This is a genomic window from Bacteroides mediterraneensis, from assembly GCF_900128455.1.
Classification (GTDB): Bacteria; Bacteroidota; Bacteroidia; order Bacteroidales; family Bacteroidaceae; genus Phocaeicola; species Phocaeicola mediterraneensis.
This window is the reverse complement of the sequence record NZ_LT635783.1, coordinates 3,636,359-3,662,395: the sequence shown is the minus strand read 5'-3', so window position 1 is coordinate 3,662,395 and position 26,037 is coordinate 3,636,359. Positions and strand designations below refer to the sequence as shown.

The following is a 26,037-nucleotide window of genomic DNA, read 5'->3' as shown; positions in this document are numbered from 1 at the left end:
ATGAAAATTATTGCTATAGGCATGAACTACAGCTTGCATTGCCATGAGTTGCATGCAGGAGAAGCCTTGCCCCAAGAGCCGGTCATCTTTATGAAACCGGATTCTGCCTTGCTGAAAGACAGCAAGCCTTTTTTTATTCCTGATTTTTGTGAACAGGTGGATTACGAAACGGAGATGGTGGTGCGCATCTGCCGTTTGGGAAAGAATATTTCCGAACGTTTTGCCCATCGCTACTATGATGCCGTGACCGTAGGTATTGATTTTACGGCCCGCGACTTGCAGCGTAAGTTCCGTGCTGAGGGAAAGCCTTGGGAGTTGTGTAAGGGATTTGACAATTCGGCTGCTATCGGTGACTGGGTACCGGTAGAAAAGGTAGGTGACATTCAGCACGTAAACTTCCATTTGGATATCGATGGAAAGACGGTACAGCAGGGAAATACGGGCGACATGTTGTTTACCGTAGACCAGATTATTGCTTACGTCAGCCGTTTCTGCACTTTGAAGATTGGAGATATGCTGTTTACAGGTACGCCGGTCGGGGTAGGCCCTGTGCAGATAGGCAATCATCTGGAGGGATATTTGGAAAATGAAAAACTTCTTGATTTTTACATACGATGAAGATAAGAGTAGGATTTGGGTTCGATGTGCACCGTCTGGTGCCGGGACGTGAATTGTGGCTGGGTGGAATCCGTCTGGAACATGAATTGGGCTTGTTGGGGCATTCGGATGCCGACGTGCTGATTCATGCCATCTGTGATGCACTGCTGGGAGCGGCCAATCTGCGTGACATTGGTTATCATTTCCCCGACAATTCGGCGGAATTCAAGAATATCGACAGCAAGATTCTGCTGGCAAAAACTGTGAAACTGATTGCCGGGAAAGGCTATCGGGTAGGGAATATCGATGCGACGGTGTGTGCCGAACGTCCAAAACTGAAAAACCGTATTCCGGAAATGCAGGAGGTACTGGCAAAGGTGATGGGCGTAGAAGCAGACGATGTTTCCATCAAGGCAACCACGACTGAAAAGCTGGGATTTACCGGACGGGAAGAAGGTATCTCGGCGTATGCTACGGTGTTAATTGAAAAGGACTGACGGGGAGGATAAACGATGAATCCGAAATATTCAGTGGTCATACCGGTGTATAACCGCCCGGATGAGGTGGATGAACTGTTGCAGAGCCTGACCGGACAGACTTATAAGGACTTCGAGGTAGTGGTGGTGGAAGACGGTTCTTCCATTCCATGCAAGCAGGTAGTGGAAAAGTATGAAGGAAAACTGGATGTCCATTATTTTGAGAAGCCGAATTCCGGTCCGGGGCAGACGCGGAACTATGCAGCGGAACGGAGTCGTGGAGAGTATCTGCTGATTCTGGATTCCGATTGCATTTTGCCCGCTACTTACCTGGCGGCGGTAGAAATCGAACTGCAGCGGGAACCGGCGGATGCGTTCGGAGGGCCTGACCGTGCGCACGATTCGTTTACCGATGTGCAGAAAGCCATCAATTACGCCATGACTTCTTTCTTCACTACCGGAGGAATCCGTGGGGGAAAAAAGAAAATGGATAAGTTCTATCCCCGCAGTTTCAATATGGGAGTCCGGGCTGATGTGTATAAGGCACTGGGTGGATTCTCCCGGATGCGTTTCGGTGAGGATATTGACTTTAGTATCCGTATCTTCAAAGGAGGATATCGCTGTCGGTTGTTTCCGGAAGCGTGGGTATGGCACAAGCGTCGTACGGACCTGAAGAAATTTTTCAAGCAGGTACACAATTCCGGTATTGCCCGGATTGACCTGTACAAGAAATATCCGGAATCGTTGAAAGTGGTACATCTGTTGCCGGCTGTATTTACGGTCGGTGTGGTACTGGTCTTGCTGGCCGCCTTTATCTGTCCGTGGAGCTTGCTCCTGTTGGCTTTGTTTGCCGTCGTTATTTTTACAGATGCTTCCCTGCGTAATAAAAGTGTTAAAATTGGAGGACTGTCCGTCCTTGCTGCGTTTATACAATTGACAGGCTATGGTTCCGGTTTTTTACGGGCGTGGTGGAAACGCTGCGTGTGCGGAGGAAAGTCATTCTCTGCTTTCGAAAAAACTTTCTATAAATAGAAGAATTTTTTTCCCGGTCCGATGGTTCCGTCAGTCACTTTTGAAGAGGAAGAACCATGAATGAAAAATTGAATATCAACCAGTGGGCGGAAGAGGACCGGCCTCGGGAGAAAATGATGCTGCATGGGCCTGCGGCACTGAGTAATGCAGAATTGCTGGCCATTTTGATTGGTTCCGGCAATGCGGAGGATACGGCTGTAGGATTGATGCGGAAAGTGCTGGATGATTGTCATAATCGGTTGAGTGAACTGGGGAAGTGTACGGTGGACGACCTCTGTCGCTACAAAGGTATCGGTCCGGCAAAAGCGGTCACGATTCTGGCAGCCTCGGAACTGGGAAAGCGCAGAAGGGAGGAAGAGCCTTCCGAACGCAAACGTATCACCAGTTCGCAGGACGTGTATGCTTTCTTTCATCCGTTGATGTGTGATTTGCCGGTAGAAGAGTGCTGGGTGATGCTGCTCAATCAGGCAGCCAAGGTAATCGATACCCTGAAAATCAGTCAGGGAGGACTGGCCTCCACGCAGGTGGACGTGCGTTGTATCTTGCGGGAGGCACTGTTGAAACGGGCTACTTCCATGATTCTCTGTCATAACCATCCTTCGGGTAATACCCGGCCGAGCCAGGACGATGACCGCCTGACTCATGCTTTACTGGAAGCTGGCCGCACCATGAATATCCGTCTGCTGGACCATCTGGTCGTTTCGGATGGGGATTACTACAGTTACGGGGATGAAGGACGTCTTTAAGTTCGTTTTTTTGCAGGCTAAGGATGAAAAAATGGAGATTTTTGCCTATGTTTGCAACAAAGAATAAAGATTGAATGATTATGGACAACGATAAGAAGTTGAAAATTGAGGAAAAGATTGTGGATATGCTGAAAACGGTGTACGACCCGGAAATCCCGGTGAACGTGTACGATTTGGGCTTGATTTATAAGATAGACCTTCAGGATGACGGTGAGCTGACTGTCGACATGACTTTGACGGCTCCCAACTGTCCGGCGGCCGATTTTATCATGGAGGATGTACGTCAGAAACTGGAGTCGGTGGAAGGAGTGAAATCTGCGCAAATCAATCTGGTCTTTGAGCCGGAATGGGACAAGGACATGATGACGGAAGAGGCGAAACTGGAATTGGGATTTATGTAAACAAATACTTATGGATACGATGAAAAGTGTATATTTCCTTTCGGATGCTCATTTGGGTTCAAGGGCCATTGCGCACGGTCGTACGCAAGAACGTCGGCTGGTGAACTTTCTGGACAGCATCAAGCATCAGGCGGCGGCGGTGTATTTGCTGGGCGATATGTTTGATTTCTGGTATGAGTTCAAGCTGGTGGTTCCGAAGGGTTATACCCGTTTCCTGGGAAAAATTTCCGAGCTGACAGACATGGGGGTGGAAGTGCACTTTTTTATCGGGAACCACGACATCTGGTGTGGGGATTATCTGGAAAAAGAGTGTGGCGTGATTCTTCATCGTGAGCCCTTGACGTGCGAGATTTACGGAAAGGAGTTTTTCCTGGGACACGGTGATGGACTGGGCGATAACGACCGGAAGTTCAAGCTGTTGCGGACGATGTTTCACAGCAAGACGCTGCAACGCCTGTTTTCGATGCTTCATCCGCGATGGAGTGTAGAGTTTGGACTGGAATGGGCCAAGCACAGCCGTCTGAAAAGAGAAAACGGGCGGGAGCCGGATTATATGGGAGAGGACAAGGAACCGTTGGTCGTATTCTCAAAAGAATACCTGAAGAATCATCCGGATATCAATTATTTCATTTATGGGCATCGCCACATCATGCTGGATTTGATGCTGAGCCGAACCTCGCGGATGATGATTCTGGGCGACTGGATTACGGAGTTCTCGTATGCGGTGTTCGATGGAGAGAATATGTTTCTGGAACAATATATTGAAGGCGAGACTTCGGTGGAGTGATTCGCGATGAAGAGAAAAAGCCACAGGCGGTGACAAGAGCTGAGAATATTCTTGTCACCGCCTGTGGCTTATAGGGGCCGGTATGTTTTTTATCGGGCCACTTCTCCGCTTTCCTGACGGGCAAGCAGGCCTTCCACTTCGGATACCTTGACCATATTGTAGTCTCCGGCAATGGTATTTTTCAATACGGAAGCGGCTGTTGAGAAATCTACGCGCTTCTGGTTGTCATCAAACGCATTCTGTGCATACAGCATGGCGCCGCAGAAGGCGTCACCTACTCCTACACAGTCGATGACATTGTCGATGTCGAATACACGACTGTATTTCATTTCACCGTTGGCGTAGAGTACACCGGCAAATGTGTGGTGCTCGGAACTCATGACGTTGCGCAGGGCAATATAGATGTACTTGCAGTTCGGAATTTGCTGGCTGATGCCTTGGCAGAATTTCTCGTAGGCAGCCGTGTCATATTTTTCACCGCTTTTGGTGGCTTTGAAGCCGGGAGCCGGTATGCCGGTCACGAGGGCATATTCGCCTTCACTTCCGAACATGATGTCGCTGCTGGTCATCAGCGGGCGCAGTACTTCTTGTGCGCTCTTTCCGTAGTTCCACAGGTTTTTGCGGTAGTTGATGTCGTAAGAGATGGTCAATCCCATTTCTTTGGCAATGTCGATGGCTTCTTTGCAAACGTCGGCCAAACCTGGAGTCAGTGCGGCATCGATTCCGGACCAGTGGAAGATGGCGGCATCCTTGAAGATTTCCCGCCAGTTAATCATGCCAGGTTTCAGTTCGGAAAAAGCCGAATTCTCGCGGTCGTAGATGACGTTGGAGTTACGCATGGCAGCAGCCTTTTCCATGTAATAAGTTCCAAGTCGGTGTCCGCCGAAAAGAATGTGCTTCGTACCGATGTTATGTGAACGGAGTTCTGCAATACAAGTTTCTCCCAATGCGTTGTCCGGCAGACGTGTGATGTATTCCACTTCTCCGCCGAAATTGGCAATGGAAATGGCTACGTTGGCTTCACTTCCTCCATAATTGACGAGGAAGTCGTGGCTTTGTTGAATACGCAGGTTGTCGGGGGTGGTGAGACGGAGCATGATTTCTCCAAATGTTACAATCTTTTTGCTCATAGTGGGATGTTTTTATTTTAACTGAAAGCGGAGCAAAAAGAAGAGGATACTCCTTGCAGGGTTCCTTTTCCTTGCTTTCGTTTCCTCGGCAAAGATAGTGAATTCCTGTCAGGGGGTATCCTCTTTTAACTCTTTTAGGATTCCTGCGGATTATTTGTTGTTCAGGATGTTGACTGTATCGGTAGCAATCATCAGCTCTTCATCGGTCGGGATAACTACAACTTTTACTTTGGAGTTATCAGTAGAGATGATAGCTTCTTTGCTGCGTACTTTGTTTCTTTCCGGGTCGATTTCTACGCCCAGGAAGCCCAAAGTCTTGCAGACACCAGCACGGGCCGTAGCCTGGTTTTCACCTACACCACCTGTGAACAGGATGACGTCGACACCTCCCATGGCAGCAGCGTATGCACCGATGTATTTGGTGATGCGGTAGAAATACATGTTTTCAGTCAGGATGGCACGTTCTTCGCCTCTGGCTACGGCATCTTCCAGTTCACGCATATCGCTTGATTTTTCGAACATACCCAGCACACCACTCTTCTTGTTCAGCAGGGTAGACATTTCGTCGGGAGTCAGACCTTCTTTTTTCATAATGTAAGTGATAGCGCCTCCGTCGATGTCTCCGCTGCGAGTACCCATCATCAAGCCTTCCAGCGGGGTCAGTCCCATGCTGGTATCGATGCATTTTCCGTCTTTTACAGCAGCGATGGAACCACCGTTACCGATGTGGCAGGTGATGATACGGCTACCTTCCTGCGGGATACCCAGGAATTCACATACGCGCTTGGATACATAGCGGTGAGAAGTTCCGTGGAAACCATAGCGGCGGATACCGTATTTCTCATAATAGCTGTAAGGAATGGCATAAAGGTATGCATAGTCTGGCATAGTTTGATGGAAAGCTGTATCGAACACGGCTACCTGCGGCACTTCCGGCAACAGTTTCTGAACGGCATAGATACCTTTCAGGTTGGCTGGGTTGTGAAGCGGGCCCAGGTCGCAGCATTCTTCTACGGCTGCAATTACGGCATCGTCAATCAGTACAGAACCGCTGAACTTGGTTCCTCCATGCAGTACGCGGTGACCTACGGCCTTGATTTCATGCAGGTTCTTTACTGCCCCGTATTCAGGATTGGTCAGTGTATCGAAGATGAATTGTACGCCGGTAGTGTGTTCCGGAACGTCTTTTTCGAGGATTTTCTTTTCGCCGTTCGGCAGAGTCAGTTTCAGGAAAGAGCCCGGAAGGCCGATTTTTTCGATGCCTCCTTGAGCGAGGACTTCTTTTGTAGTCATTTCAAACAATTTGTACTTGATTGAAGAGCTACCGCAGTTGAGTACTAATACTTTCATATAGTTGGAATTGTTTTTTATGAATGATGAAAATCATAATGCCACTCTGTGAGAAGGGGAGTGGCATTATGGAATATTGATAAACGTGGATGATTACTGAGCTTTGGCTGCGATGGCCTGGTTGGCTGTAATGGCAATCATCTTATATACGTCGTCCACGCTGCATCCGCGAGACAAATCGTTGACCGGACGGGCAATACCTTGCAGAATCGGGCCTACAGCAGTGGCATGTCCCAGACGTTCTACCAGCTTGTAAGAGATGTTTCCGACTTCCAGACATGGAACAACCAGTACATTGGCTTTTCCGGCGATTTCTGAACCCGGAGCTTTGCTGGCACCTACCTTCGGAACCAGTGCGGCATCGGCCTGCAGCTCTCCGTCAATCTTCAGAGACGGATCCATTTCTTTGGCAATTTTCAGGGCTTCTACCACTTTGTCTACCACTTCATGTTTGGCAGAACCTTTGGTAGAGAAACTCAGCATGGCTACACGTGGATCGAGACCGGCTACAGACTGGGCTGTACGTGCGGTACAGATAGCAATCTGTGCCAGCTGGTTGGCGTCAGGAACCGGAGTGACAGCTACGTCGCCCATTACCAGGATACCGTTGTCACCACATTCAGGAGCGTGTGTCAGTAACAGCATGGCACCTGAAACGCAAGTGATACCCGGAGCTGTCTTGATAATCTGTAATGCCGGACGGAGTACATCGCCTGTAGTGTTGCGGGCACCGGCCAGCTGTCCGTCTGCATCTCCTGATTTGATAATCAGACAGCCTAAGTAAAGCGGATTCAAAACCAGTTTGCGGGCTTCTTCGATGGTCATGCCTTTTTTCTTACGAAGTTCGCAAAGTAGTTGTGCGTATTCTTCTTTCTTCGGATGGTTTTCCGGATCGATGATGGTAGCTTTGTGAATGTTACCTAATCCCCATTCTTTTGCCAGGCTCATGATTTCATCGGGATTGCCCAACAGAATCAGGTCTGCTACACCGTCTGTCAATACCTGATTGGCAGCCTTCAAAGTACGTTCTTCTGTTCCTTCCGGAAGCACGATGCGCTGTTTATTTGCTTTAGCGCGTTCAACGATTTCACTGATTAAATCCATGATTTATATGTTAAATAGTAAATGCTTGTTGTGTGCGGTAACGGATATCTTCCTTTATCCACTGCAAAAATAGCTATTTTTGTAATATCTAGTTTGCAAAAGAGGTTTTTTTTTGCTTTAAAGTATGCAAAAACCGTCACTCTTCTTGTTGGGTAGAATAAAAATAGGTTTTTAGGTATATCGGTTTTTCCGATTATGTAAATTTGCGCCGGTTTTCAATATATTAAATTTAAGGTAAAAATGATTCGACAGTGTTCTATTCTTTTTGGATGTCTGGCATTGGGTGAACTGATTGTGTATTTGACAGGTGTGAAATTGCCTTCGAGCATTATCGGTATGCTGTTGCTGACTTTATTCCTTCAGCTAGGTTGGATAAAGCTGGAGTGGGTGCAAGGTCTAACTAATTTTCTGGTTGCTAATCTAGGCTTTTTCTTCGTGCCGTCGGGAGTGGCATTGATGCTTTACTTCGACATTATTACGGCTCAGTTCTGGCCAATTGTGATTGCTACGTTGGTTAGTACGGTGTTAGTGTTAGTTGTTACAGGTTGGGTTCATCAATTGGTGCGTAAGTATGGATTTTTTCGAAAATAAATTCTTTCTGCTGGCCATCACATTTGGCTTTTATTTCTTGTCAAAATTGTTGCAGAAAAAAACAGGTTGGGTGTTGTTGAATCCCATTTTGGTGGCGATTGCGTTGCTGATTTGCTTTTTGGAATGTACAGGCGTTTCTTATAAGACTTATTCAGAAGCGGGTTATCTTGTGGAATTTTGGTTGAAGCCGGCGGTTGTGGCATTGGGCGTTCCTTTGTATTTGCAGTTGCGAATGATTAAGAAGCAGCTGATGCCGATTTTGGTTTCCCAGTTGGCCGGATGTGTGGTAGGGCTGGTGTCTGTCACCATTATAGCCAAACTTTTAGGTGCTTCTCCCGAGGTGATTATGTCTTTGGCTCCGAAGTCGGTAACCACTCCGATTGCTATGGAAGTTTCGAATGCCGTGGGAGGAATCCCTTCTCTGACAGCGGCAGTTGTGATTGTTGTGGGACTGTTTGGGGCGATTTGTGGCTTTAAGCTTTTGCAGGTGGGACGTGTGGCCAGCCCGATTGCCCAGGGATTGTCTATGGGTACGGCTAGCCATGCGGTAGGTACCTCACGTGCCATGGAGGTAAGTGGAAAGTACGGTGCATACGCCAGCTTGGGATTGACGTTGAACGGAATCTTGACGGCCTTGCTTTCGCCGACAATCTTACATTTGCTCGGATTGTATTAAAGGGAGTTACAAAAGGTTTATTGTCCTTGATGGGATGTGTATCAGGGGACAGACAATTTGTTCTTTTGGCAGAATGAATTATATTTGTTCCCTCAATCAAGGAATCCAATTTGTTATGATCACATTTAAACCTATTGAACTAGACGATAAGGACATGGTCCAGAAATATACGTTGCGCAGCTGGCGTCGTAACTGTGACCTGTCATTTTCTAATTTGTATAGCTGGCGTTTCTTGTATCGTACGGAGATTGCGGAGAAGGACGGTTTCTTGCTGTTTCGCTTTTATGCCGACAATCAGCTGGCCTACATGATGCCGGTAGGAGAGGGTAATATACGTTCCATACTGGAAGAACTGATGGCAGATGCACGCAGCTTGGGAGCTCCTTTCCGCTTGTTGGGTGTATGCGTCGGGATGCGTGCGGAACTGGAATCGGCTTTTCCTTTTCAGTTTGATTTTGTGGCCGACCGAGACTATTTTGATTATGTGTATTTACGGACTGACCTGGCTACCTTGCGTGGAAAGAAATACCAGCCCAAACGAAATCACATTAACAAGTTCAAGGCGGCTTATCCGGATTATGAATACAAACTTCTGACTCCGGAACTGATTCCGGAATGTCTGCAACTGGAAACGGAGTGGTGTAAGGCGAACGATTGTGCCGAGAATCAGGCTTTGCAAGACGAGCGTCGCTCGATGACAGCGGCTTTGCAACACATGGAACAGCTGGATATACAAGGTGGGGTACTTTATGTGGATGGCAAGATTGCGGCCTTTACTTTTGGAGCTCCCATTAACCACGAGACTTTTGATACGTGTGTGGAAAAGGCTAATACGGAGATTGAGGGGGCATACGCTATGATTAATTATGAGTTTGCCAATCATATCCCGGAACAGTATACTTATATCAATCGGGAAGAGGATCTGGGCTTGGAAGGGCTCCGCAGGGCGAAATTGTCGTATCATCCGGAGGTGCTTCTCGAAAAATATGTGGCAGAATTGAAATGACAATAAAGGAACAAGTCAAGATCCTCTGGAAACAGTGTTTCCATGATACGGATGAATTCATTGATTTTTATTTTCGGAAGCGGTATGCCGATGACCTGAACAGTTATGTGGAAACGGACGGTCGGGTTATTGCTGCTTTGCAGCGTATCCCTTATTTGCTGACTTACGAAGGAATGGAGATGCCTGTCGCGTATATTTCTGGAGCTTGTACGGAACCGTCTTACCGCAACAAAGGCGTGATGCGTCATCTATTGGCAGAGGCACACCGTCGGATGTATCGGGAAGGGATTATGTTTTCCACCTTGATTCCGGCGGAGGAATGGTTGAAGGGGTATTATGCTTGTTCAGGATATGCGACCTGTTTCTCACAGACGAAAAAGTTATTAACAGCTTATTCTCTATCTGTTGATAACTTTTCCCCCCTGTTGAAAATAGTTGAAATCACCCCAGGAAGTGCTCTGTGCAACGATGCTTATCGTTTTTTTTATCATTTCCAGTCGTCTCAGGAGGCTTACATACAACATGACTGGGAAGATTTCCACATTATATTAACCGATTTGCATTTGAGTGGCGGTGCTTTGTGGGGGGCTTACCGAGATAACGTTTTGCAGGGGCTGTGCTTTTGTGTTCCAGATGAAAGTCTATTGAAGATTACGGAATTGGTTAGTACGGAGAAAGAAGTGAAACAGGTGTTGGTAGATTATTTGCTGTCTCATTATCATCGACCTCAGGCAGAATGCTTGGGCCGAGAAGGGGAGGTGTTTTATGGGCTGGGGATGGCACGAATTATCCATGTGGAAGCAATGTTCCGTTTATTGGCCAAGAAATTTCACGAAAATCTTTATATAAAGGTAGAAGGTGATGAGGCTATCCCCGAGAATAATGGCTGGCATAATATCGAAGATGGATGTTATATTAACGGACGGATGGAAGAACGTGAATACCGTGTACTCTCCATTGAAGAATTGACTCGCCTGCTGTTTGATGGAAAACATCCATATATGAGTTTGATGCTGAATTAAGGGCCGATTATTGGTTGCTGTCAGAAGTCAGCATGCGTTCCAGTTCCTCGGCAGTAAGTTTCAGGTGGAATTGTCCGTGGTAGGCTATGGAGATACCTCCCGTCTCTTCCGATACGATGATGGCCATGGCATCCGTTTCTTGTGAAACACCCAGTGCTGCACGGTGGCGGAGTCCTAATTCTTTGGGGATTTCCAAGTTGTGGGATACCGGCAGGATACATCCGGCTGCCTTTATCCGTTTGTGGCTGATAATCATGGCCCCGTCGTGGAGCGGACTGTTCTTGAAGAATATATTTTCAATCAGCCGCTGGTTGATGTTGGCATCAATCACATCGCCTGTGCGTACGATATCGTCCAGTGGAAAATCTTTTTCAATCACAATCAAGGCCCCTACTTTGCCTTTACTCATGTTCAGGCAGGCCATGACGATGGGCATGATGTCCTCCCGTTCCGTTTCGCTTTTCTTGTTTCCTTTCAGAAAGCGGAACAAACTGTTGCTGCGGTGTCTGGAGCCAAGGGAAAGCAGGAAGTGACGTATCTCATCCTGAAACAGGACGATGAGTGCGATGACGCCCACGCTGACCAGCTTGTCGAAGATGGAGCCCAGCAGCCGCATTTGGAGTACCTGCGATACAATCATCCAAATGATGATAAATACCAGAATCCCAATGAAAATATTGATGGAGCCCGACGATTTCATCAGCTTGTAGGTCTTGTACAACAGAAAGGCTACCAGTAGTATATCAAGTATATCCTTGAAACTAAGTATGTAGATATCGAAAGGCATAATCTGTAAAATGTTTAGGTGAATGTGTGTTTAATATTGTGGTTCATTCAGTGCATTGAAAATACGGACGGTTTCCACTGCGGCTTTCACGTCGTGTACTCTAAGTATTTGGGCTCCTTTCATTAAAGCAATGGCATGTAAGGCGGTCGTTCCATTCAGTGCATCTTCAGGACCTCCTCCCACCAGCTTGTAAACCATTGATTTGCGGGATACTCCGACAAGTACAGGCAGTTGGAATATTTGGAATTCTTCCAGTTTGTGCAGTATTTCGTAATTATGTTGCAGGGTTTTCCCGAAACCGAATCCGGGGTCAATAATCAGGTCTTTTACGCCTAACACCCGCAGTTTTTCTATCTTTTCGGCAAAGTAACGGATAATCTCTTTTACCGGATTGTCGTAGTGGGGAGCGTGTTGCATGTTTTGTGGATTCCCCTGCATGTGCATCAGGATGTAGGGAACCTTCAACCGGGCAAGGGTAGGAAACATTTCCGGGTCCAAATCTCCTGCAGAAATGTCGTTGATAAGAGCGGCGCCATATTCTTCCACACACATCTTGGCTACATCGGCTCGGAAAGTATCAATTGAAACAGCGGCCTCAGGGCATTCCCGTTGAATGATTGCCAGTCCTTGTCGCAGCCGCTGCATTTCTTCTTCCGGAGAGACGTCTGCCGCATCCGGACGTGAAGAATAAGCTCCCATGTCAATGAAAGTGCCTCCCTCGTCCAGAATCTGGTGAACTCGGCAGAGAATGTCTTTTTCGGTTTGCTTCCGGCTGTTTGCGTAAAAAGAATCCGGAGTGACATTGAGGATTCCCATCACCTTAGGCTGGGATAAGTCCAGCAATTCTCCTTTGACATTGATGTATTTTGCAAATGTTTCTTCCATGAGCTTTTTATCCGTTTCTGCCTTGCAAAGGTACGTACAATAATTCAATTTGTTTCGGTTCTTTCTGGCGAATTTTCCCTTTAAAATGGAATTTTCCGCCTTTACTGCTTCTCTTTTTCCACTTTTTACCAAAAAAATGAACCAAAAGTTTGCAGGTTACAAATTTAGTTGTACCTTTGCAACCGCAATTGAGAACGAGACTATCGGGCGTTTAGCTCAGCTGGTTCAGAGCATCTGCCTTACAAGCAGAGGGTCGGCGGTTCGAATCCGTCAACGCCCACTCAACGAATTTCTCGTAAATCATTGCTTTTTCTTTTTGGGGCGTTTAGCTCAGCTGGTTCAGAGCATCTGCCTTACAAGCAGAGGGTCGGCGGTTCGAATCCGTCAACGCCCACTTCCCAAAAAGAAAGATTATTCGGGCGTTTAGCTCAGCTGGTTCAGAGCATCTGCCTTACAAGCAGAGGGTCGGCGGTTCGAATCCGTCAACGCCCACACCGAATTAATTGTCAACTTTCCCTTATTGGGCGTTTAGCTCAGCTGGTTCAGAGCATCTGCCTTACAAGCAGAGGGTCGGCGGTTCGAATCCGTCAACGCCCACGTCAAGCTTCGCAATGTTGCGAGGCTTTCTTTTTTTAATTCCTTTTGTATATATGCAAACATTGATTCTGGCAGATAATCAGGATATCACTCGCTATGGGATGAAAGCCATTGCGTTGGAGCTGTTTCCGAAGTGTATATGTGTGGAGGTGCCCGATTGGAAGCATCTGGCAAAATGCCTGAAGGAGATTCCCACTGCTTGCGTAGTCTTGGATTACACGCTGCTTGATTGTACGGTGAGTCAGTTGTTGGTATTGCATGAGCGCTTTCCGGAGGCTAATTTTATTTTGTTCAGTGAGCAGCTGGGAATGGATTTTGTACGCCGTATGCTGTGGGCCGGGTCAGTGTTTCATGTGTTGATGAAAGATGCGGCTTGGGAGGAAGTCAAGCAGTGTTGGGAAAGTGTATCCGTTGGTCGCCAGTTTGTTTGCCGGAAGGCGCAAGACTTGTTGGGGGAGGTTGGAAAGAGAGAGGTAGAAAAGGTATCTCCTTTGACACAGACAGAGAAAGAAATCTTGCGGGCGATGGCTTTGGGGAAGGGTACCAAAGAGATTGCGGCAGAACGTTTTTCGAGTGTGTACACGGTGGCCACTCACCGGAAGAACATCTTTCGCAAGCTACAGGTGAACAATGCGCACGAAGCGATTCGGTATGCGCTTCGTGCAGGCATTGTCAATCCGGTAGAATATTGTATCTGATGGTTTGATTGTGTTTTTAGAGCGGATATTCTTCGAATGCGAACAAGGCGGTCGATAAATATCGTTCTCCCGTGTCGGGCAGTAGTACGACAATGTTTTTTCCTGCATATTCAGGTTGTGAGGCTACCTGTAAGGCGGCGAAGGTGGCTGCTCCGGCGGAAATACCCGTCAACAGTCCTTCTTTTAGAGACAGTTCGCGTCCTGTGCGGATGGCATCGTCGTCGGCTACACGGATAATCTTGTCCACCACTTTGGGATTGAAGGTTTTAGGAATAAATCCGGCTCCGATTCCCTGTATCTTGTGCATGCCCGGTTTGTCGCCTGAGAGTACAGCCGATGCGTCCGGCTCTACAGCAATGATTTCAATATGTGGATTATGCTGCTTCAGTCCTTCACCGACTCCACTTACGGTACCGCCTGTGCCTACCCCGGCAATAAACACATCCACTTTTCCATCGGTATCCTCCCAGATTTCTTGTGCGGTGGTAGATACGTGCGTACGCGGATTGGCTGGGTTCTCAAATTGCTGCAGGATGACGGCTCCCGGCGTGTTGTCGCGCAATTCATTCGCTTTCTCGATGGCTCCGCGCATACCTTTGTTTCCAGGAGTCAGTACCAGTTGGGCTCCCATAGCCTTCAGCAGGTTCTGTCGCTCTACACTCATGGTTTCGGGCATGGTGAGAATGGTTTTGTATCCTTTCACCCCTGCTACCCAGGCCAGTCCGACTCCTGTATTTCCGCTGGTTGGTTCAATGATGACCGCTCCAGGCTTCAGAAGGCCTCGTTGTTCGGCATCTTCAATCATGGCCAAGGCGATACGGTCTTTTACGCTGCCGCCCGGGTTGAAATATTCCAGTTTGGCGATGATACGTGCCTGGGCATCGTGTGCTTTTCCGATACGTGCGAGTTCCAGTAAAGGAGTATGCCCGATAAGTTCTGTAAGTTGTTTCTTGATTCGTTCCATAGTTTTTTCTTTTTTCTGCAAAGGTAGGGGGAAGATGGATAAGAGGAAATACCTTTTTTAGGGTATATTAGGGTATAAAAAATGAGGCTGTCTCAAATTGAAATATAATTTGAGATGGCCTTTTTTGTGTCTGCAAAAAAAATCGGGCAAGCCCCAACTTCGCTCAGTCAGGACTTGCCCGTCTCCCTAATTTTTTGTATCTTAGGGAATCAAGCAATATATCCCAAAGATAATGTTTAAAAACTATACCTCCAACGATAATCTGCTTTTACCTCCGTGTTTAGGCGATTTTATTCCCCAGAACGACCCGGTCCGGGTTGTTCACCGTATCATTGAACAGATCAGCCTGGAAGAACTTTACCGCAAGTACTCCGTCAAAGGCTGTCCGGCCTACCATCCCCGCATGATGCTGCAGATTCTGGTATATGCCTATCTGCGCAACATCTATTCCAGCCGCCGCATCGAAGAGTTTTGCCGCAATGACATCCGCTTCATGTGGCTGACCGGCAATGTGACTCCTGACCACAACACCATCAACCGTTTCCGCAGCAGTCGGCTGAAGGATGTGCTCAAGACCGTCTTCGCCACCATCGTGAAGTTCCTCGTGGCGGAGGGCTTTGTAAGTCTGGACGTGGCCTGCACCGACGGGACGAAGATGGAAGCAAACGCCAACCGTTATACGTTCGTCTGGGGCAAGTCCATCCACACCCGCATCTCCAGAATCGCGGAACAGCTTGAGGAAATATGGCGGTACGCCGAGTCCGTCACCAAGCAGGAGTTGCGCGACTCCGCTCCCGTCACTTACCAGGACATCACCCCCGAGAAGGTGGAAAGGGCGCTGGAGCAGATACATGAAGCCTTGGAGGGAACGGATGCGGACCGGAAAGTGAAGGCCAAGGTTCGGCGCGTGAGGAAGGCATGGCCCGAACAGCTGAAGAAATATGAATCCCAGGGAAAGATTCTCGATGGGCGCAACAGCTACTCCAAGACAGACCCCGACGCCACGTTCATGCGGATGAAGGAGGACCACATGAGGAACGGGCAGCTCAAGCCCGGATACAACCCGCAGGTCAGTACCAACAGACAGTTCATCCTGAACTATACCCTCCACCAGTGTGCCGGTGACACCTCCACCTATCCCCTGCACATGGAAGACTTCCATTCCCTGTACGGCAGATATCCTGACGTGTCCGTCTGTGACGCCGGATACGGAAGCGAGGAGAACTACCTGTACGCCTTCAGGCATGGCATTGAAACCTTCATAAAGTACAGCTATTTCCACAAGGAACAGAAAAGGAGCTTCAGGAATGACCCGTTCCTGTCTGCCAACTTTTACTATAATGAAGAAACCGACGGGATGTACTGTCCGATGGGACAGAGGATGAAAAGACTCTCCGATGTAAAGCGGACGACGGACAACGGTTTTGTACAGACCATCTCAAGGTACAGGGCCCGGAACTGCAAGGGCTGCCCGTTAAGATGCCGGTGTCACAGAAGCCGGTCGGAAAGGATTGTGCAGGTAAACCACAGGCTGAGGAAAATCAAGGAAAGGGAACGTGAGAAACTCCTTTCTGCGGAAGGTCTTAAATACCGGAGCCAGCGGCCGCAGGATGTGGAAGCCGTATTTGGAAACCTCAAGAACAACAAGCACTTCAAGAGGTTCCATCTCCGTGGACTGAAGAAGGTGGAAATTGAATTTGGCCTGCTGGCCATAGCGCATAATCTTGCAAAAGTAGCCTCTTAGGAGGCTTCTGACCAAGAAAAAACCGTTTAAAGCGATGAAATCTGTAGAAAGAAACTTGTAAATTCCTTTTTTTGAGAAAAATCCAAACGACTTCAGTCTGATATGAAACGACAGAGGCCATCTCAATTCATTTTGAGACAGCCTCTACTTGGTTGCGGAGGCCTGACTCGAACAGACGACCTTTGGGTTATGAGCCCAACGAGCTACCAACTGCTCCACTCCGCGATATTCGCTTTTAGTTGCGGAGGCCTGACTCGAACAGACGACCTTTGGGTTATGAGCCCAACGAGCTACCAACTGCTCCACTCCGCGATGTTTTTTCTTAAATGCGGTGCAAAGGTACGGACTTAGTTTTATAAAAGCAAATATTTATGAAAGAAATATAGAAAACTTTATCTTTATTTAGAATAATAAATAATGTTGGCCGTTTTTTGGTACGAAAAAAGAGGAGAAGCGGGCTTTTCGGGTGAATTTGGGACCTTATATTTGTGTAGTATCAAGAAAAACAGTACTTTTGCTCAGTTTTTTATGAGTTGTGCAATAAAGAGAGATGACAGTATTAAAGACGAGAGCTAAACTGGTAGATGTAGCCCGGCAACTTTTTGCGAAGAAGGGAGTGGAAGATACGACAATGAACGACATTGCCCAGGCTTCGAAGAAAGGACGGCGCACGCTTTATACTTATTTTAAAAGTAAGGAGCAAATCTACATGGCAGTAGTGGAGTCTGAACTGGAAATGCTTTCCGACCAGCTGGAGAAGACAGCAACCAAACCGATTTCTCCGGACCAGAAAATTCTGGAACTGATTATGACGCATCTGGATGCCATCAAGATGGTGGTATATCGTAACGGTACGTTGAGGGCCGATTTTTTCCGGGATATCTGGAGAGTAGAGGCCATGCGGAAAGATTTTGACCGGAAAGAGGTGGTCTTGTTCCGTCGTATTCTGCGGGAAGGGAAGGAGGCGAATCTCTTTGACATAGACAATGTGGAGATTACGGCCGACATCTTGCATTATTGCATAAAAGGAATTGAAGTGCCCTACATCCGCGGTCAAATCGGTGAGGAACTGGATGATGAAACGGGATGGCGCTATGTGTCGAAGATTGTGTTCGGCGCATTGGGGTGTAAAGAGAAAGAAAAATAATCATATCGTTTAATTAAAAAATAAAGAAAATGGGATTATTAACTGGAAAGACAGCCATTATTACAGGTGCCGCACGTGGTATCGGTAAAGCTATTGCATTGAAGTTTGCTGCTGAAGGAGCAAACATCGCCTTCACAGACTTGGTTATCGATGAGAACGGTCAGAATACAGAGAAAGAAATTGCTGCTTATGGTGTAAAGGTAAAAGGTTATGCTTCCAACGCGGCAAGTTTTGAAGATACCGCAAAGGTAGTGGAACAGATTCACAATGATTTCGGTTCTATCGATATTCTGGTGAACAATGCCGGTATCACGAAAGACGGTCTGATGATGCGTATGAGCGAATCACAGTGGGATGCAGTGCTGACTGTGAACTTGAAATCTGCATTTAACTTCATCCACGCTTGCACTCCGATTATGATGCGTCAGAAACATGGCAACATCATCAACATGGCTTCTGTAGTAGGCGTACACGGTAATGCCGGACAGTGCAACTATTCTGCTTCCAAGGCTGGTCTGATTGGCTTGGCTAAATCTATCGCACAGGAGTTGGGTTCACGCGGTATCCGTGCCAATGCCATTGCACCGGGCTTCATCATCACCGACATGACTGCGAAATTGTCTGACGAAGTGAAGGCTGAATGGAACAAACGTATTCCTTTGCGTCGTGGCGGTACACCGGAAGATGTGGCCAACATCGCTTTGTTCCTGGCTTCCGACATGTCTTCATACGTTTCAGGACAGGTTATCCAGGTTGACGGTGGTATGAACATGTAATACAAACCATAATAATAGAGAGTGAAGAATAGGGAATCGGGGGAAGCTGCTTTCTTTCATTTCCTGTTCTTCATTTTTTTGTATATGACAGTAGTTTACGAAGATAATCACATCATAGTAGTCAATAAGACTGCTTCAGAAATAGTGCAGGGTGATAAGACAGGCGACGTGCCTTTGTCGGAAACCGTGAAGCAATATTTGAAGGAAAAATATGCCAAGCCGGGCAATGTGTTCCTGGGAGTGACACACCGGTTGGACCGTCCGGTAAGTGGGCTGGTGGTATTTGCCAAGACGAGCAAGGCCTTGAGCCGTCTGAACGAAATGTTCCGCAACGGGGAGGTGAAGAAGACCTATTGGGCCATTGTGAAGCAGGCACCCAAGGAAACGGAAGGAGAACTGGTGCACTATCTGGTCAGAAACGAAAAACAGAATAAATCGTACGCTTACGATAAGGAGGTGAAGAACTCTAAGAAAGCAGTCCTTCATTACCGCCTGATAGGCCGTTCGGAAAATTATTATCTGCTGGAAGTAGACCTGAAGACCGGACGTCATCATCAGATACGGTGTCAGCTGGCCAAGATGGGATGCCCTATCAAAGGCGATTTGAAATACGGTTTTCCGCGCTCCAACCCCGATGGAAGTATCTGTTTGCATGCCCGCAGGGTACGGTTTATCCATCCGGTGTCCAAGGAACCCATCGAACTGGTAGCTCCTCTTCCCGAAGGAAATCTCTGGAAAGGTTTTGGGATGGTATAAAAAAAGACAAGAAGGTAAACGCTTCACAGCGTCCCCTTCTCTTAACACATAGGCATCTTCATTTTATCATGAGATTGTAAAATAATTGAGAGTTCAATTAAATTGAGGTAAACAATCTCAGAACTTTATTCTATGGGGTTGGGTTTAGCCTAGTTTGTTTGGGTTGTTCATTGTTTTGTTTATTTGTAGAATGTAACACAAAACCCGTGCCAAACCGCCAGAAGCCTTGTAGAAGGGGTTTAGAAACCAAACGCTGTGGAATAAGTGTGGAACGTGTGGAAATATTCCACACGTTTATTGTGGAATCTGATAAAGTTTCAGCTTGTTGTATAAGGTTTTCCGGTCAATACCCAGTAAGGCGGCAGCCTTCGACTTGTTGTGTCCGGTTTGTTGCAAAGCCTTCAAGATGCGTTGCTTTTCCGTTTCTTCATCGTGCAGCATGAACGATTCTTCTGTTTTCAGGCCGTCGTTTTCCTGTATTTTCCTTTCGCTGATTTCCTCTCCTAAATCTTTGAGGGTAATGAAGTCACCTTGGGCCAGCAGGGTAGCCCGTTTGACCACATTCTTCAGCTGGCGTAAGTTGCCCGGCCACGGATATTTTTGCAAGGCCTCGCTGGCTTGTGCATCGAATCCGATTAATGTACGTTCCAGTTCACGGTTAGCCTGGTCCAGAAAGAAATTGGCAAACAGCAGAATGTCTTCCTGACGTTCTTTTAGGGCTGGCATTTGCAAGGTGAACTCGTTGATACGGTGATACAAGTCTTCCCTGAAATTTCCCTTTGCGATGGCTTCTTTCAGATTCTCATTGGTTGCACTGACCAATCGGACATCGACCTCTATTTCTTTGGTAGAACCGATACGGCGGATGCGCCGTTCTTGCAGGGCACGCAACAGCTGTACCTGTACCTCATAGCTCAGGTTTCCGATTTCGTCGAGGAAAAGAGTTCCGCCGTTGGCTTCCTCAAAAGCTCCCACTTTGTCATTCAAGGCACCGGTGAACGAGCCTTTCACGTGTCCGAAGAATTCGGAAGCCGCCAAGTCCTTGGGAATGGAGCCGCAGTCAATGGCGATGAAAGGTTTGTCCGCACGTTTGCTGAGCTGGTGGATACGGTGAGCCACATATTCCTTACCGGTTCCGCTGGCTCCGTTGATGAGTACAGACATTTGGGTAGGGGCTACCAGGCTGACATAATTGTAAAGTTTCCGGGCCTCTTCACTTTCTCCTTCCAGAAAGCTGTGGGCGGTCGGAGAGACCGTTTTCTTCTCAGAAGGGGAAGACGGTTTTTCCGGTTGGATGGCTTCTCTGATTTTTTTCAGTAGTTCATCGGGCTGTACCGGTTTGGAGATATAGTCCGTAGCTCCTTCTTTCATGGCCCGTACGGCACTTTGTATTTCTGCATAGCTGGTCATGATGATGAAAGGAACCTCATTCTGCTGTTCCCGTAACCAGGAAAGCAGATTCATCCCGTCTTGGTCAGGGAGACGCAAGTCGGACAGAATCAGGTCAAAACTACGCGTACCGAGTTGCTTGCGCGCTTTTGCCTGTGTGCTCGCAGTTTCCACTTCAAACCCTTTTTTCCCCAGCCAAGTTTTTAGCATGGTAGAGAATGTTAAGTCATCTTCAACGATTAATATAGACGGAACCATGTTTTTTTATTTAATAGCTTTTACAAAGATAATCTTTTTTACGATACCCTTTCCGCATCCTTCAATATTTTACACTCAAGGATTTTTTGTGTTTCTTCCACTATAAGGCTTGCAGCCCGTGCGGCTTCGGGTGAATAAGTGTGTGTGCCCCTCTGTTGTTCCAGCCATTGAAGGGAAGGAACTGCCTGTCTGGCCTCAATCATGAGGAAGGTAGGCAACATCTTATGCGCCACGGCGCACAAGGTTTCCATGTCTTCCGCTTGCAGGGCAACCTGTATCTTTTCCAGGTTCTTGCGGGTTTCCTGTGCGAATGTCCGGAGGATTTCTCTGGCTGCTTCAGGGTCATCCTCCGAAAAGGCAGTCAATGGAGAAAAGTTGTACGTTCCTTCCGTTGTCTGTTTTTCCTGAGGGATTTCTTGGCAGACTGTGTCCGGATTCGTTTCTTCCCCGAACAACACAGCCTTCAATACCGTTTTCAGATCCGACTGGTTGAAAGGCTTTTGCAGCATGCCGGCAAATCCTTTCTGACGGAAATCGTTTTCGTCCATATCTCCGCGGGCTGTAATGGCAATGACCGGGATGGACTGGGCTTGCGGCAGCGACAGGCTGCGGAGATGTTTGAGAAGTTCGAATCCGTTCATCGCCGGCATCTGGATGTCAGTGAACAGCAGGTGGAAGGTGTGTGCCTGTAGCTGGGCCACAAGCTCTTCCGGATGTTCACAGCAGACGGTTTCCACTTTTAGTCCTTTCACTTCCTCCGCGACGTTGTGGAGCATGGCTTCCGTGAGATGCATCTGTATCCGGTCGTCATCAATGATGAGTACCCGCAACAAGGTTTCCGGTAGGGTGAGCGGCACCTCTGTCGTTTCTTGAACGGTCTTGGAGGCGATGGAAGGCAAGGGCATGGATACCTGGAAGGTACTGCCTTTGCCCGGAGTACTTTCAATCTCGATTTTTCCCAGCAGCAGTTCCACCAGCTTGTGCGTGATGGAAAGTCCCAGTCCGAAGCCTTCCTGTCCCTGGGCGCTGCGCAGACGGGTGAATTCCTTGAAAATCCGTTCCTGTTCTTTGGCGGTCATGCCGCAACCCGTATCCGAAACACGGAACACAAACTGGTTGCCATGGTATTCTGTTTCCAGCGTGATTTTTCCGGTTGCCGTAAACTTCAGGGCGTTCGACAGCAGGTTCTCCACAATCTGTCGGATGCGGAAAGGGTCCCCTTCCAAGGTAAGTGACTCCGGAAGCTTGTCGTCGAAAGTCAATTGGAGTTGTTTTTTCTCGGCGAGAGGCAGAAAGCTGTGGTAGATGTCGGTCAGCAATTCGTGGGGACTGAAGGCCACCGGGTGCAGATCCATTTTTCCGGCTTCCAGCCGATGGTAGTCGAGTAGGGAGGTGACGAGAGCCAGCAGGTGCTGGGCCGAGCTTTTCATGTTCGACAGGTAGAACTGCTGTCTCCGGTCGTGAACCAGCCGGATGAGAAGATCGATGTAGCCGATGATGGAGCCGGCCGGAGCCTTGATATCGTGTGTGATGGTCAGCATCAGTTTCTCGCGGGCCACCAGCAAGTTCTCGGCATACAGTTTGGCCTTCTCCAGTTCTCTCCGGTAGTGGTTGTTGCGGGTGATATCTCGAGCGATGACGATGGAGAACACCAGTACCAGAATGAAGGCCGCAATGGCAATTTTCGCCATGGTTTCGGCTGCCTCTTTCCGTATCTCTTCCTCTTGCATCAGCTTGATGCGGGCTGCTTCCTGTTCATCCTGTTCAATGTTCTCCAGCAGCTGGTTGACGCGCTGGCTGAGGCCGCTTCCAATGACGCGGAGGCTGTTGATTTGTGCGTTCAGCATTTCAGTTTCTCTCTGCCGGGTCTGGAACACCTTGTGCTGGATGCCCGTAATCATGCTGCTGATGGTGTCGATGGGGTTATATACCTCATCGAGTGTATCGGTATATTCTTCTTGTATCACGTTGCTCACTTGGGTAGAGTCCTCCTTTCCCGGGGCGAATACGTCGGCCAGGCGTTTGAAGAATCCTTTCTTTTTATGATGGATAGTGTAGGAATTGTGGTGCGTGATGACTTTTCTCCGTATGTGAGGTGTGCTGAGCAAGGAATCCTGCTGGGCAATCAGGCTGTCCAGCTGTTCCTGATAAATCTGGTCGGTCGGCGTGTTCCGCATGGCCTCCAGCACGGCATACATATTCCATTGTTTGTGGCGCAGCAGACTCCTCACCGTATCCAGACGGGCCTGCTGCAAGGTGTCGGTCAGAATGATTTCCAAGGTATCGATGGATGCATTCACTTCTTTCATGGCCTCCAGATAATGATAGTATTCATTCAGTTTGCCGGTACGCAGGGTCTGTCCGATGATTTCCGCATCATACAGCTGGCTGATGATGCGGTGGGTGATGTGGCGGCGATGGTCCAGCTGTTCGTTCAGGTTGGAGGGAGTGGTGAGCAGGTTCATCTGCTGGATGGTGTAGGTAAAGGCTCCCATCAGCAGCCCGACCAGTACGATGTAGCCGAGTACGATTTTGGAAGAAGTGGAAAACATGGTTTAACAGGGTTGTTTGGTTTTGTATCTGAAACGCAGGTAATACATGATTCCGGCACTGGTGAGTCCGAAAGGAAAGGCGGCCCAGATTCCCGTCACACCCCACTGGCAGACAAATCCGAAGAAATAGCCGGCCGGCAGCGAAATCAGGAAGTAGGCGATGAACGAGAACAGCATCATGGGACGTACGTCGGCAATTCCTCTCAGGGCATTGGCGAAATTGATTTGCAGGCCGTCGCCAAACTGGTAGAGCAGGAAGGGGATGATGACCTGGGCTACCATGAGGCTTACGGCCGCATCGTCTGTAAACCAGCCTCCGATGTGGTGGCGGAGCAGGAAAATGGGAATACCGGTCAGCACAATCATCGCCAGAATGATATGGAAGCCCGCACGGGCCGTGCGGCGTACATTTTCCAAGTCTTTTTGTCCGAAGAAATAGCTGATGCGTACGGATACGGCGGCTCCCATGCCGTAGTACATCATGAAGCAAACCTGCGATACGGCCATCATAATCTGATAGGATGCCAGTGCCGTACTGCCCAGCCAGCCCACCATGATGGCGCTGAGGCTGAATGAGGCGGTTTCCATGCCCATCTGTCCGGCAATGGGCCATCCCAACTTGTTCAGTTGTCCGAAATCAGTCTTGTTGATATGTCCTTGGGTAAATCCTTTTTTGAATACTTCGTAGCGGGAAGTGCCGAAGAAAAGAACCAGGTAGGCCACCACCATCAGGATACGTGAGGTCAGGGTCGCGATACCGGCCCCCAACAGCCCCAGTTCCGGCAAGCCTGCTTTCCCGTAAATCAGCAGGTAGTTCCCCACGATGTTCAGCACGTTGCCACCCAGCAGAATCCACATGGAAATGCGCGTGTCGGTAATGCCGTCGGTAAACTGTTTGAAACCGTTGAACCATAGCACGAAAGGCAGGGAGGAAAGGAGTACCAGATAATAGGGGCGCATTACCGGAATCAGTTCCTCCGGCTGGCCGAGGTGTTCCAGGTTCCAATAGAGCAGTCCCATGACCAGGCAGACGATGACCGCCAGCAAGGTGTTGGCTGCCAGACTGTTCTTCAGCGCCCTTCCGGCTGCTTCATGGTGGTGCTGTCCGAAAAGGCTTCCCACGATGGGTGTCAGCCCGTAACTGAATCCCGTGCTGAAAATGATGGCCAGGTTGAACATGTTGTTCACGAAACTGGCGGCGGCCAGCTCCTGCGTACTGTGGTGGCCAATCATCAAGGTATCGGCAAAACCCAGTACGATGACCCCGATTTGTCCGATGACAATGGGGATGCCCAGCCAGAGAAGCGCCCGGTAGTTGGATTTTTTCATGGAATTGCCTTGTAATAAAGAATGCTGCAGTTTTCGGGTACAAAACATTTGGCGGAAACCGCCTGAATTTGCGGAGCGGTTACCGCGCGGTATTTGTTCACTTCGTCGTTGATGTCTTCGGCCTTTCCTGTCAGTTCGAAGAAAGCCAGGTTGGTGGCCACGTTCAAATAGTTGATGTTGTTGAAAATCTGCTCACTCTCGTAGCGGTTTTTCACCTTTTCCAGTTCTTGTTCGCTGACGGGTACGGTCTTCATCTTTTCCAGTTCCTTCCAGATGGCTTCTTCGGCCTGTTCCAGCGAAATTCCTGCGGCAGGTTTTCCGGTGATGTGGAGCAATCCCTCGTCCAGACTGCCCGAGATATAGGCATCGATGGAAGTGAACAATTTCTGTTCCTGCACCAGCGACTGTACGAAACGGGAAGAACGTCCGTTGGAGAGGATATCCGTAATCATGTCGTACACATAATAATCCGGGTGCATGCGGTTGGACATGTGGAAAGCCATGTAAATGGCATCCACGGGGACTTTCCGTTCCACCGTCTTGCGGCGGATGGCCGTTTGCGGCTGCTCTTTCGGAAGCTGGCGGGGAGGAATTTTCCGGGCCGGAATCGGACCGAACCATTTCTGCGCCAGTCGGATGGTTTCCTCGAAAGTGATGTGCCCCGTTACGGCCAGGATGGCATTGTTGGGGGCATAGAAACGATAGAAGAAGTCTTTCACCTCTTCCAGTGTGGCATGGGCAATGTGTGCAATCTCCTTGCCGATGGTCGGCCAGCGGTAAGGATGCGATTCGTAAGCCAGTTCCCTTAGCAGATGCGAAGCGTCGCCGTACGGCTGATTCAAGTTGCGCTGTTTGAACTCTTCAATGACTACCTGCCGTTGCACCTCCAGACTTTTCGGGCTGAAGTCCAGACTGAGCATGCGGTCGCTTTCCAGCCAGAACCCCGTTTCCACGTTTTGGAACGGCAGGGTGATGTAATAATTCGTCATGTCGTTGTTGGTCCAGGCATTGTTTTCCCCTCCGGCATTTTGTACCGGCGTGTCATAATCAGGGATATGAAGGGAGCCTCCGAACATCAGATGCTCGAACAGATGGGCAAAGCCCGTGTGCGACGGGTCTTCATCGCGGGCTCCCACGTCGTACAGCAGGTTGAGGGCGACCATTTGGGTAGAGTCGTCCTCATTGTGTACAATCCGCAGCCCGTTGTCCAGTGTATAACGGTTTACTTGAATCATGC

Annotated in this window: 25 protein-coding genes and 6 tRNA genes; 19 read left to right on the top strand and 12 right to left on the bottom strand. The window is 48.5% G+C overall.

From position 1 onward, the window contains the following. The 6 genes from BQ7480_RS15655 to BQ7480_RS15630 all read left to right on the top strand — a co-directional run bounded on the left by BQ7480_RS15655 (window position 1) and on the right by BQ7480_RS15630 (window position 4,039). Window positions 1-618 (top strand): fumarylacetoacetate hydrolase family protein, encoded by a 618-nt coding sequence (locus BQ7480_RS15655; RefSeq protein ID WP_022354469.1) that lies wholly within the window; start codon window positions 1-3, stop codon window positions 616-618. Further along, window positions 615-1,094 carry a 2-C-methyl-D-erythritol 2,4-cyclodiphosphate synthase gene (ispF, locus tag BQ7480_RS15650; RefSeq protein WP_072543574.1) on the top strand — a complete coding sequence of 160 codons (480 nt, stop codon included), beginning with the start codon at window positions 615-617 and terminating at the stop codon, window positions 1,092-1,094. The genes BQ7480_RS15655 and ispF overlap by 4 nt, the downstream gene beginning before the upstream one ends. A 15-nt stretch (window positions 1,095-1,109) precedes the next feature. Next, the gene (locus BQ7480_RS15645) at window positions 1,110-2,105 is read left to right on the top strand and encodes a glycosyltransferase family 2 protein (RefSeq protein ID WP_072543573.1); all 996 of its coding nucleotides are present in this window, start codon (window positions 1,110-1,112) and stop codon (window positions 2,103-2,105) included. Window positions 2,106-2,161: 56 nt separating this feature from the next. After that, window positions 2,162-2,851: a RadC family protein gene (gene radC / locus BQ7480_RS15640; protein WP_072543572.1), complete on the top strand. Its 690-nt coding sequence runs from the start codon at window positions 2,162-2,164 to the stop codon at window positions 2,849-2,851. An 80-nt stretch (window positions 2,852-2,931) separates the two neighbouring features. After that, window positions 2,932-3,252 (top strand): metal-sulfur cluster assembly factor, encoded by a 321-nt coding sequence (locus BQ7480_RS15635; protein WP_022354465.1) that lies wholly within the window; start codon window positions 2,932-2,934, stop codon window positions 3,250-3,252. 19 nt (window positions 3,253-3,271) lie between these two features. Then, the gene (locus BQ7480_RS15630) at window positions 3,272-4,039 is read left to right on the top strand and encodes a UDP-2,3-diacylglucosamine diphosphatase (protein WP_072544084.1); all 768 of its coding nucleotides are present in this window, start codon (window positions 3,272-3,274) and stop codon (window positions 4,037-4,039) included. 89 nt (window positions 4,040-4,128) lie between these two features. Here the strand turns inward: BQ7480_RS15630 and BQ7480_RS15625 are convergent, their stop codons facing one another. The 3 genes from BQ7480_RS15625 to pta all read right to left on the bottom strand — a co-directional run bounded on the left by BQ7480_RS15625 (window position 4,129) and on the right by pta (window position 7,623). Next, window positions 4,129-5,169 carry a sugar kinase gene (locus BQ7480_RS15625; protein ID WP_072543571.1) on the bottom strand — a complete coding sequence of 347 codons (1,041 nt, stop codon included), beginning with the start codon at window positions 5,167-5,169 and terminating at the stop codon, window positions 4,129-4,131. A gap of 150 nt (window positions 5,170-5,319) precedes the next feature. Next, on the bottom strand, window positions 5,320-6,519 hold the full coding sequence (locus BQ7480_RS15620) for an acetate kinase (RefSeq protein WP_072543570.1): 1,200 nt from the start codon (window positions 6,517-6,519) through the stop codon (window positions 5,320-5,322). 93 nt (window positions 6,520-6,612) lie between these two features. Beyond that, the gene (gene pta, locus BQ7480_RS15615) at window positions 6,613-7,623 is read right to left on the bottom strand and encodes a phosphate acetyltransferase (protein WP_072543569.1); all 1,011 of its coding nucleotides are present in this window, start codon (window positions 7,621-7,623) and stop codon (window positions 6,613-6,615) included. Window positions 7,624-7,863: 240 nt separating this feature from the next. Here pta and BQ7480_RS15610 point away from each other — a divergent pair, with 240 nt between their 5' ends. The 4 genes from BQ7480_RS15610 (at window position 7,864) to BQ7480_RS15595 (ending at window position 10,918) form a co-directional block, all read left to right on the top strand. Further along, window positions 7,864-8,214 (top strand): CidA/LrgA family protein, encoded by a 351-nt coding sequence (locus tag BQ7480_RS15610; protein ID WP_072543568.1) that lies wholly within the window; start codon window positions 7,864-7,866, stop codon window positions 8,212-8,214. After that, window positions 8,195-8,890, top strand: coding sequence for an LrgB family protein (locus tag BQ7480_RS15605; RefSeq protein WP_072543567.1), 696 nt, complete (start codon window positions 8,195-8,197; stop codon window positions 8,888-8,890). The genes BQ7480_RS15610 and BQ7480_RS15605 overlap by 20 nt, the downstream gene beginning before the upstream one ends. 115 nt (window positions 8,891-9,005) lie before the next feature. Continuing rightward, complete coding sequence (locus tag BQ7480_RS15600) at window positions 9,006-9,896, top strand: DUF2156 domain-containing protein (RefSeq protein ID WP_072543566.1); 891 nt, start codon at window positions 9,006-9,008, stop codon at window positions 9,894-9,896. Then, window positions 9,893-10,918: a GNAT family N-acetyltransferase gene (locus BQ7480_RS15595; protein WP_072543565.1), complete on the top strand. Its 1,026-nt coding sequence runs from the start codon at window positions 9,893-9,895 to the stop codon at window positions 10,916-10,918. The genes BQ7480_RS15600 and BQ7480_RS15595 overlap by 4 nt, the downstream gene beginning before the upstream one ends. Before the next feature lie 7 nt (window positions 10,919-10,925). Here BQ7480_RS15595 and cdaA read toward each other — a convergent pair whose 3' ends face one another. Beyond that, on the bottom strand, window positions 10,926-11,705 hold the full coding sequence (gene cdaA / locus BQ7480_RS15590) for a diadenylate cyclase CdaA (RefSeq protein WP_072543564.1): 780 nt from the start codon (window positions 11,703-11,705) through the stop codon (window positions 10,926-10,928). A 30-nt stretch (window positions 11,706-11,735) separates the two neighbouring features. Continuing rightward, window positions 11,736-12,590: a dihydropteroate synthase gene (folP, locus tag BQ7480_RS15585; RefSeq protein ID WP_072544083.1), complete on the bottom strand. Its 855-nt coding sequence runs from the start codon at window positions 12,588-12,590 to the stop codon at window positions 11,736-11,738. Window positions 12,591-12,795: 205 nt separating this feature from the next. Here folP and BQ7480_RS15580 point away from each other — a divergent pair. From BQ7480_RS15580 to BQ7480_RS15560, 5 genes are all read left to right on the top strand, one after another. Then, a tRNA-Val gene (locus BQ7480_RS15580) sits at window positions 12,796-12,870 on the top strand. 39 nt (window positions 12,871-12,909) lie between these two features. Next, window positions 12,910-12,984 (top strand) — tRNA-Val (locus tag BQ7480_RS15575). A gap of 23 nt (window positions 12,985-13,007) precedes the next feature. Then, window positions 13,008-13,082: transfer RNA gene (locus BQ7480_RS15570), tRNA-Val, on the top strand. Between the two features lie 30 nt (window positions 13,083-13,112). Beyond that, window positions 13,113-13,187: transfer RNA gene (locus BQ7480_RS15565), tRNA-Val, on the top strand. 53 nt (window positions 13,188-13,240) lie between these two features. Beyond that, window positions 13,241-13,885: a response regulator transcription factor gene (locus BQ7480_RS15560; RefSeq protein WP_072543563.1), complete on the top strand. Its 645-nt coding sequence runs from the start codon at window positions 13,241-13,243 to the stop codon at window positions 13,883-13,885. Between the two features lie 16 nt (window positions 13,886-13,901). Here BQ7480_RS15560 and cysK read toward each other — a convergent pair whose 3' ends face one another. After that, window positions 13,902-14,849 (bottom strand): cysteine synthase A, encoded by a 948-nt coding sequence (gene cysK / locus BQ7480_RS15555; RefSeq protein WP_072543562.1) that lies wholly within the window; start codon window positions 14,847-14,849, stop codon window positions 13,902-13,904. 232 nt (window positions 14,850-15,081) lie between these two features. Here cysK and BQ7480_RS15550 point away from each other — a divergent pair, with 232 nt between their 5' ends. Next, window positions 15,082-16,593, top strand: a complete 1,512-nt coding sequence (locus BQ7480_RS15550) for an IS1182 family transposase (protein ID WP_083581734.1) — start codon at window positions 15,082-15,084, stop codon at window positions 16,591-16,593. Between the two features lie 149 nt (window positions 16,594-16,742). Here BQ7480_RS15550 and BQ7480_RS15545 read toward each other — a convergent pair. Together BQ7480_RS15545 and BQ7480_RS15540 are read right to left on the bottom strand one after the other, a co-directional pair. Then, window positions 16,743-16,818: transfer RNA gene (locus BQ7480_RS15545), tRNA-Met, on the bottom strand. Between the two features lie 14 nt (window positions 16,819-16,832). Continuing rightward, window positions 16,833-16,905: transfer RNA gene (locus BQ7480_RS15540), tRNA-Met, on the bottom strand. 238 nt (window positions 16,906-17,143) lie between these two features. Here BQ7480_RS15540 and BQ7480_RS15535 point away from each other — a divergent pair. The 3 genes from BQ7480_RS15535 (at window position 17,144) to BQ7480_RS15525 (ending at window position 19,272) form a co-directional block, all read left to right on the top strand. Beyond that, entirely contained in the window at window positions 17,144-17,740 is a 597-nt protein-coding gene (locus tag BQ7480_RS15535) for a TetR/AcrR family transcriptional regulator (protein WP_072543561.1), read from the top strand. A 29-nt stretch (window positions 17,741-17,769) separates the two neighbouring features. After that, entirely contained in the window at window positions 17,770-18,516 is a 747-nt protein-coding gene (fabG, locus tag BQ7480_RS15530) for a 3-oxoacyl-[acyl-carrier-protein] reductase (protein ID WP_072543560.1), read from the top strand. An 84-nt stretch (window positions 18,517-18,600) separates the two neighbouring features. Continuing rightward, on the top strand, window positions 18,601-19,272 hold the full coding sequence (locus tag BQ7480_RS15525; RefSeq protein WP_072543559.1) for an RluA family pseudouridine synthase: 672 nt from the start codon (window positions 18,601-18,603) through the stop codon (window positions 19,270-19,272). 294 nt (window positions 19,273-19,566) lie between these two features. On the opposite strand, the gene BQ7480_RS15520 is transcribed toward BQ7480_RS15525, so the two are convergent. The 4 genes from BQ7480_RS15520 to BQ7480_RS15505 are packed head-to-tail and all read right to left on the bottom strand — an operon-like array spanning window position 19,567 to window position 26,035. Continuing rightward, complete coding sequence (locus tag BQ7480_RS15520; protein WP_072543558.1) at window positions 19,567-20,919, bottom strand: sigma-54-dependent transcriptional regulator; 1,353 nt, start codon at window positions 20,917-20,919, stop codon at window positions 19,567-19,569. A gap of 38 nt (window positions 20,920-20,957) precedes the next feature. Further along, entirely contained in the window at window positions 20,958-23,471 is a 2,514-nt protein-coding gene (locus tag BQ7480_RS15515) for an ATP-binding protein (RefSeq protein WP_072543557.1), read from the bottom strand. Window positions 23,472-23,474: 3 nt separating this feature from the next. Continuing rightward, entirely contained in the window at window positions 23,475-24,800 is a 1,326-nt protein-coding gene (locus BQ7480_RS15510; RefSeq protein WP_083581849.1) for an MATE family efflux transporter, read from the bottom strand. Beyond that, complete coding sequence (locus tag BQ7480_RS15505; RefSeq protein ID WP_072543555.1) at window positions 24,797-26,035, bottom strand: M16 family metallopeptidase; 1,239 nt, start codon at window positions 26,033-26,035, stop codon at window positions 24,797-24,799. The genes BQ7480_RS15510 and BQ7480_RS15505 overlap by 4 nt, the downstream gene beginning before the upstream one ends. Between the last annotated feature and the right edge of the window lie 2 nt (window positions 26,036-26,037).